We start from the raw sequence: 6,152 nt of genomic DNA, 5'->3' as shown, positions 1-6,152 counted from the left end.
TGGCTAGCTCTTCACCGGTTTGTGTGTCTATGTAAGGTTCGCCTTTGTGATAAATAGCATACGCTTTATGTACTTTTAAATCGCCCTTAACGTATAAAATATGCCCGAGAGTTTGCGTTTTAGTATTTTCGTTTGCCCCTAAAATATACGGCTTATCATCTATGTCATCGCTGTTAATTGCTTGCTCATAACTTAAATAAGGTTTAATTATTTCAAGTGGCAAAGTGGTGATGGCGTTATTACCTTTTGGTGTAATACGCCCTTGCGGCGATAACTTTCTGTACGCTTTATTAATCACCAAACGCGGGTTACCGTCGGCGTCGTACACTAACGCGAGTGCATCGCCTGGGTAAATTAGATGCGGGTTATCTATTTGCGGGTTCATTTGCCACAACTCTGGCCACAGCCATGGTTCTTCTAAATAAATGCCGGAAATATCCCAAAGGGTATCGCCTTTTTTTACAACATATTGTTTTGGAGCATCTTTTTTTATTTGTAAAACATCAGCGACTGCAGGAAAAGCAGTACTTAGTGCAAACATAATTGCAGCCAATTGAGATTTCATTGGGCTTCCTTGTATTGTTTTTTCATTATTATTGACCAAAACCTGTTAAAGGGGAACGCGAATGGCTAAAATAAGAGCATACAATACCCTAAATTAAGCACAAGTGTAAAAAGGTAACTATGGCTAGGTTAGAAGTTTTAAGATTTCCAGATGAGCGTTTACGTACGGTAGCAAAAGAAGTTGCACAGGTTGATGACAACGTTCGCCAAATTGTAAAAGACATGCTAGAGACAATGTACGATGAAAACGGCATTGGGCTAGCTGCTACACAGGTTGATATTCATCAACGTATAGTGGTGATCGACGTATCAGAAGAACGCGACGAACCACTGGTTTTAATTAACCCACAAATTATTAAAAAAGATGGTGCAACAATTAGCGAAGAAGGCTGTTTATCAGTGCCTAACTCTTACGCAAAAGTAGACCGTGCTGAAACCGTAACCGTTGCTGCTCTTAACGAAAATGGTGAAGAATTTGTACTAGATGCAGATGAGCTATTAGCTATTTGTATTCAACACGAACTAGATCACTTACAAGGTAAACTATTTATTGATTACCTATCGCCATTAAAGCGTCAACGTATTCGCAAAAAGCTTGAAAAAGAAGCTAAATTTGCCGCGAAGTAATAAGCACCTTAGGAAAACTCAGTGACAAAACCACTACGCATTATATTTGCCGGTACGCCGGACTTTGCCGCTCGTCACCTACAAGCGTTAATTCAAAGCGAACACCAAATTGTTGGAGTTTACAGCCAACCAGACCGCCCTGCTGGGCGTGGTAAAAAGTTAAAAGCCAGTGAAGTAAAAGCGCTTGCGCTTGAACATGAGCTACCTGTTTTTCAGCCACAATCATTAAAAAATGAAGACGCACTCACTGAGCTTAAAAGCTTAAATGCCGATATCATGATTGTGGTGGCTTATGGCTTAATTTTACCAAAAGCCATTTTAGAGGCACCACGCTTAGGGTGCTTAAATGTGCATGGCTCTATTTTACCGCGCTGGCGCGGTGCTGCGCCTATACAGCGCGCAATTTGGGCTGGCGATGAAGATACCGGCGTAACCATAATGCAAATGGATGAAGGGCTTGATACCGGCGACATGCTGCACATTAGCCGCTGCCCTATTGCTGCGGATGAAACCAGTGCCAGTTTATACACCAAACTGGCTGAACTTGGTCCCGGAGCACTTGTTCAAACCATTAATAAGTTAGCCAATGGCGAGCTTATAGCAGAGCCGCAAAACGACGAGCTGGCAAATTACGCTAAAAAGCTTTCAAAAGAGGAAGCAAATATTGATTGGACGATGGATGCCGTACAAATTGAGCGTAATATTCGTGCGTTTAATCCATGGCCAGTGTGTTTTACTCAAATGGGTGAGCACAGCGTAAAAATTTACCAAGCCTCAGTAGTTGAGCAAACAGGCCCTGCGGGCGTTGTTTTATCAAGCGATAAAAACGGCATTGTAGTGGCGTGTGGCAAGCAGGCATTAAGTATTACACAGCTGCAACCCCAAGGTAAAAAACCAATGGCAATTAGCGACTTTTTAAACGGTCGCAGTGACTGGGTAACTCCTGGCACCGTATTAGGCGAAAATAATGAGTAATGTTCAAAACGTACGTGCGCTTGCCGCTGAAACTTTATATAACGTGGTTGATAAAGGCGCTTCGCTAAATCAAGAGCTACCATTTGCCAGCCAAGGCCTGCCCCCTAAAGACAAAGCGCTATTACAGCAAATTTGTTACGGCGTGTTGCGCTACCTACCTAGCCTTGAAAACTACTGCCAACATTTAGTAGAACAGCCACTTAAAGGTAAGCGTCGTATTTTTCAGTTTTTGTTGTATGTCGGTATCTATCAGCTGCAGCATATGCGCGTGCCACCGCATGCCGCCATTTCTGAAACCGTTAATGCCCTTGGCCAAATGCGTGCATTAGGCTTAAAAGGCTTAATCAACGCTATTTTGCGTAGTTTTCAGCGCCAACAAAGCGAGCTTGAAGAAAAAGCCAAGCAAATACCAGTGTGTTTATATAACCATCCAAATTGGTTTATTAAACAAGTGCAAGCTGCCTACCCAGACAACTGGGAAGCGCTTCTTGAAGAAAACCAACAACAAGCCCCTATGTGGTTACGTGTCAATCAAGCCCAATACAGCACGCAACAATACAGCGAAATGTTAACGGCTAACGATATAGAGCACACGTTAAACCCTGAGTTTGTTGATGGTATTAAACTAGCTAAGCCGCGTGATGTATTTTCGTTGCCAGAATTTGATGTGGGCGCCTGCTCAGTTCAAGACGCCGCAGCACAATTAGCCGCACGCTTTTTAGCACCTCAAGCTGATGAATACATTTTAGATGCCTGTGCAGCACCTGGCGGTAAAACATGTCATATATTAGAGCTTGCCGATGCAGAAGTATTAGCACTTGATAGTGACGCCACTCGCCTAGAACGTGTTAAACAAAATTTAACCCGTATCGGTTTAGGCGCAGACCTACAATGTGCAGACGCTTCGCAGCCACACACCTGGTGGGATGAGCAACAGTTTGACCGCATTTTATTAGATGTCCCTTGTTCGGCAACCGGTGTTATACGCCGCCACCCAGATATAAAATGGCTTCGCCGCGCATCCGACATTGAAGATTTAGCCACACTACAAAGCGATATACTCAATAGCATTTGGCCGCTACTTAAACCAGGCGGCACAATGATATACGCAACCTGTTCGGTACTGCCGCAAGAGAACCAACAGCAAGTCGCTAAATTTTTAGCTAATAATAGTGACGTTGAGCATATACCACTGCACGACAACGACACAGTTACCAACCCTGGTTTACAATTACTACCAGGTGAAAGCGACGGATTTTATTACGCTAAGCTAGTTAAAAAAGCCTAATAGCCGTACACTCAATAGCCATTTATTAAACAGTAAATGGCTATTTTTTTAATTAAACAGTAATTCGGGTAAATAATGAAAATAATCATACTCGGTGCCGGACAAGTCGGTGGTACGCTTGCTGAAAACTTAGTTGGCGAACAAAACGAAATAACCGTTGTTGATATAGACGGCAACCGCTTACGAGAGCTACAAGATAAGTACGACTTACAAGGGGTCACGGGGCACAGTGCTCACCCAGATGTGCTCAGACGTGCAGGTGCTGAAGACGCCGACATGATTATTGCGGTAACCAGCTCAGATGAAGTTAATATGGTGGCGTGCCAAGTCGCGTATAGTATTTTTAATACGCCCACTAAAATAGCCCGTATCCGATCAGAGCAATATTTAAAATACCGCGAAAAGCTATTTCATAACGATGACCTCCCGGTTGATCACTATATTGCCCCCGAAGCACTTGTTACCAAATATATTCGCCGTTTAATAGATTACCCAGGCGCGTTGCAAGTGCTGCAATTTGCCGATGGCATGCTCTCTCTTGTGGCTGTAAAAGCTTACTACGGTGGCTTATTAGTGGGTTATGCGCTTTCTGCTTTAAAAGAGCATATTCCGAATGTAGAAACCCGTGTAGCAGCAATTTATCGCCAAGGTAAAGCTATAAAGCCACTGGGCACCACGGTAATAGAAGCGGACGATGAAGTATTTTTCATTGCTGCCACTAAGCATATTCGCGCAGTTATGAACGAGTTACAAAAACTTGAGCGTTCTTACAAAAAAATTATGATAGCCGGTGGCGGTAACATTGGTGCAGGCCTTGCTCGCTCACTGGAAAAAAACCACAGCGTTAAGTTACTAGAGCGTAGTAAAGAGCGTGCTGAGCAACTCTCTGAAATGCTAGATAACACCGTCGTGTTTTGTGGAGACGCCTCAGACCAAGAACTACTATCTGAAGAGCACATAGAGCAAGTTGATGTGTTTATTGCCGTAACCAACGACGATGAAGCAAATATAATGTCGGCCATGCTTGCAAAACGCATGGGCGCACAAAAAACCATGGTGCTTATTCAGCGTGGTGCGTATGTAGATTTAGTGCAAGGGGGTGAAATAGATATTGCTATATCACCACAACAAGCAACTATTTCGGCGCTACTTACACACGTACGCCGTGGCGATATTGTTAATGTGTACTCGTTACGTAAAGGCGCGGCAGAGGCCATTGAAGCCGTTGCCCATGGCGATGAAAACACATCAAAAGTAGTTGGCCGTGCGATTGCCGATATCAAGCTACCTGCAGGTACAACGATTGGTGCTATTGTACGTAATGACGACGTACTGATTGCCCACGACGACACGGTTATTATGTCTGGTGATCACGTTATTATGTTTTTAATCGATAAAAAGCATATCAACGTAGTAGAAAAGCTATTCCAAGTTAGCGCTATATTTTTATAGTGTCCCGTCCTGAAATAGGTTGACGGTTTTAATGAAAGACTTGGTGCGAAAGCGCCAGGTCTTTTTTATGCACTTGATTTGGTGTTTTCATATCCAAACTTAAGTGCGGTCGCATTTCATTGTATATAAATATCGATTCTTCAACGAGCTGTTTTAACTCTGCCATATTGCGACATTTATACAGTAAAAACTCTTGCTTTAATATCCCGTTAATACGCTCTGCTAATGCGTTTTGATAACAGTCATACCCATCGGTCATCGATGGTCTAATGCCCTCTTTTAATAGCGCATTTTGATATACTTCAGAGCAATATTGTAAACCTCTATCTGAATGATGAATGGCATCACGTTTATATACGCGTTGCTTAATTGTCATTTCTAATGCTCTGACTACATCGGTTGCTTTCATTTCATCACTCAGCTCATAACCCATTATTTTTCGACTGTAAGCATCAGTGACTAACGATAGGTAATGCACGCCTTGCGCTGACTTTACGTATGTAATGTCACTAACGAAGACTTCCTCGGCCGCAGTAGGCATGTATTCCTTTAGTAAATTGGGATGCTTGCGCATCCAATGGTTACTGTTTGTTGTTTTAGTGTAATTTTTCTTTGGTTTTACAAGAAAGTCATGCTCTCTCAAATAATCAAAAAAACAATCACGACCTAGTTTAATGCCACGCTCTTGCAGGTCTGGCTTTATCATCAGATAAAGTTTCTTCCCACCAATACGAGGCATGAATTGCCGCCAGTACATCACTAATTCTTTGACTGGCTCCAATTCTTTATTCCGAGCATCTATTCTGCGCATAGCTTGATAGTAACCTTGTCGCGTTACGCCATATGCACGGCATAACGGAGTAAGCTTTATTTGATGGTTTTCTTTTGCGCGCGTGATAGCTCGGATATGTACTTTTTTCGCAAGCCCGCTCCATATTCTTCATCCATAATATTAATCATTTCATCTTTGATTAAATCCTTTAGGCGTAACTCTTCTATCTCGCGCTCTAAACGTTTAATTTTTTGTGCTGGGGTTTCTTTCGATTTAGGCATGTTGGCTATATAAGTTGGTTTAGACCAATCTAATTTACCATGTTTTCGCAGCCATACCAGAACGGTACTGCGGCCTTGAATACCGTAATGACTTTGCGCTTGTTTATAGGTGAAGTCGCCTTTTTCTACTTGCTCAACAATAGATAATTTAAAGCCTAATGTATAATCTCGCTGAGTACGCTTAACGTCTTTA

The 6,152-nt window shown here is 42.6% G+C and carries 6 protein-coding genes; 4 read left to right on the top strand and 2 right to left on the bottom strand.

Annotation, left to right across the window (positions count from 1 at the left end; genetic code table 11):
• Nucleotides 1–565: LysM peptidoglycan-binding domain-containing protein (locus L650_RS0109860; RefSeq protein ID WP_029773001.1), on the bottom strand; the 565-nt coding region annotated here is incomplete at its 3' end.
• 119 nt (nt 566–684) lie between these two features.
• On the opposite strand from L650_RS0109860, the gene def reads away from it, so the two are divergent.
• From def to trkA, 4 genes are all read left to right on the top strand, one after another.
• Entirely contained in the window at nt 685–1,191 is a 507-nt protein-coding gene (gene def, locus L650_RS0109855) for a peptide deformylase (protein ID WP_004588037.1), read from the top strand.
• Nucleotides 1,192–1,212: 21 nt separating this feature from the next.
• The gene (gene fmt / locus L650_RS0109850; protein ID WP_029773000.1) at nt 1,213–2,166 is read left to right on the top strand and encodes a methionyl-tRNA formyltransferase; all 954 of its coding nucleotides are present in this window, start codon (nt 1,213–1,215) and stop codon (nt 2,164–2,166) included.
• Nucleotides 2,159–3,454: a 16S rRNA (cytosine(967)-C(5))-methyltransferase RsmB gene (gene rsmB, locus L650_RS0109845; RefSeq protein WP_004588039.1), complete on the top strand. Its 1,296-nt coding sequence runs from the start codon at nt 2,159–2,161 to the stop codon at nt 3,452–3,454. The genes fmt and rsmB overlap by 8 nt, the downstream gene beginning before the upstream one ends.
• A gap of 75 nt (nt 3,455–3,529) precedes the next feature.
• Nucleotides 3,530–4,906, top strand: a complete 1,377-nt coding sequence (gene trkA / locus L650_RS0109840) for a Trk system potassium transporter TrkA (protein WP_004588040.1) — start codon at nt 3,530–3,532, stop codon at nt 4,904–4,906.
• Nucleotides 4,907–4,934: 28 nt separating this feature from the next.
• Here the strand turns inward: trkA and L650_RS23715 are convergent.
• Nucleotides 4,935–6,152, bottom strand: a protein-coding gene (locus tag L650_RS23715; protein WP_128081048.1) for an IS3 family transposase whose coding sequence is annotated in 2 segments (ribosomal slippage) — nt 4,935–5,818 and nt 5,818–6,152 — 1,219 coding nt annotated over the 2 segments. Because the reading frame shifts where the segments join, the coding sequence is not laid out codon by codon here. This gene is flagged as partial in the annotation.

This window comes from Pseudoalteromonas sp. TB51 (assembly GCF_000498055.1).
In the GTDB taxonomy this organism is placed as follows: domain Bacteria; phylum Pseudomonadota; class Gammaproteobacteria; order Enterobacterales; family Alteromonadaceae; genus Pseudoalteromonas; species Pseudoalteromonas atlantica.
The sequence above is the reverse complement of the archived record's forward strand: the minus strand, read 5'-3'. Positions and strand labels throughout refer to the sequence as shown.

Excerpts from the sequence above, each read along its gene's own strand:
- def (WP_004588037.1), top strand. The coding sequence starts at position 685 with ATGGCTAGGTTAGAAGTTTTAAGATTTCCAGATGAGCGTTTACGTACG.
- rsmB (WP_004588039.1), top strand. The coding sequence starts at position 2,159 with ATGAGTAATGTTCAAAACGTACGTGCGCTTGCCGCTGAAACTTTATAT.
- trkA (WP_004588040.1), top strand. The coding sequence starts at position 3,530 with ATGAAAATAATCATACTCGGTGCCGGACAAGTCGGTGGTACGCTTGCT.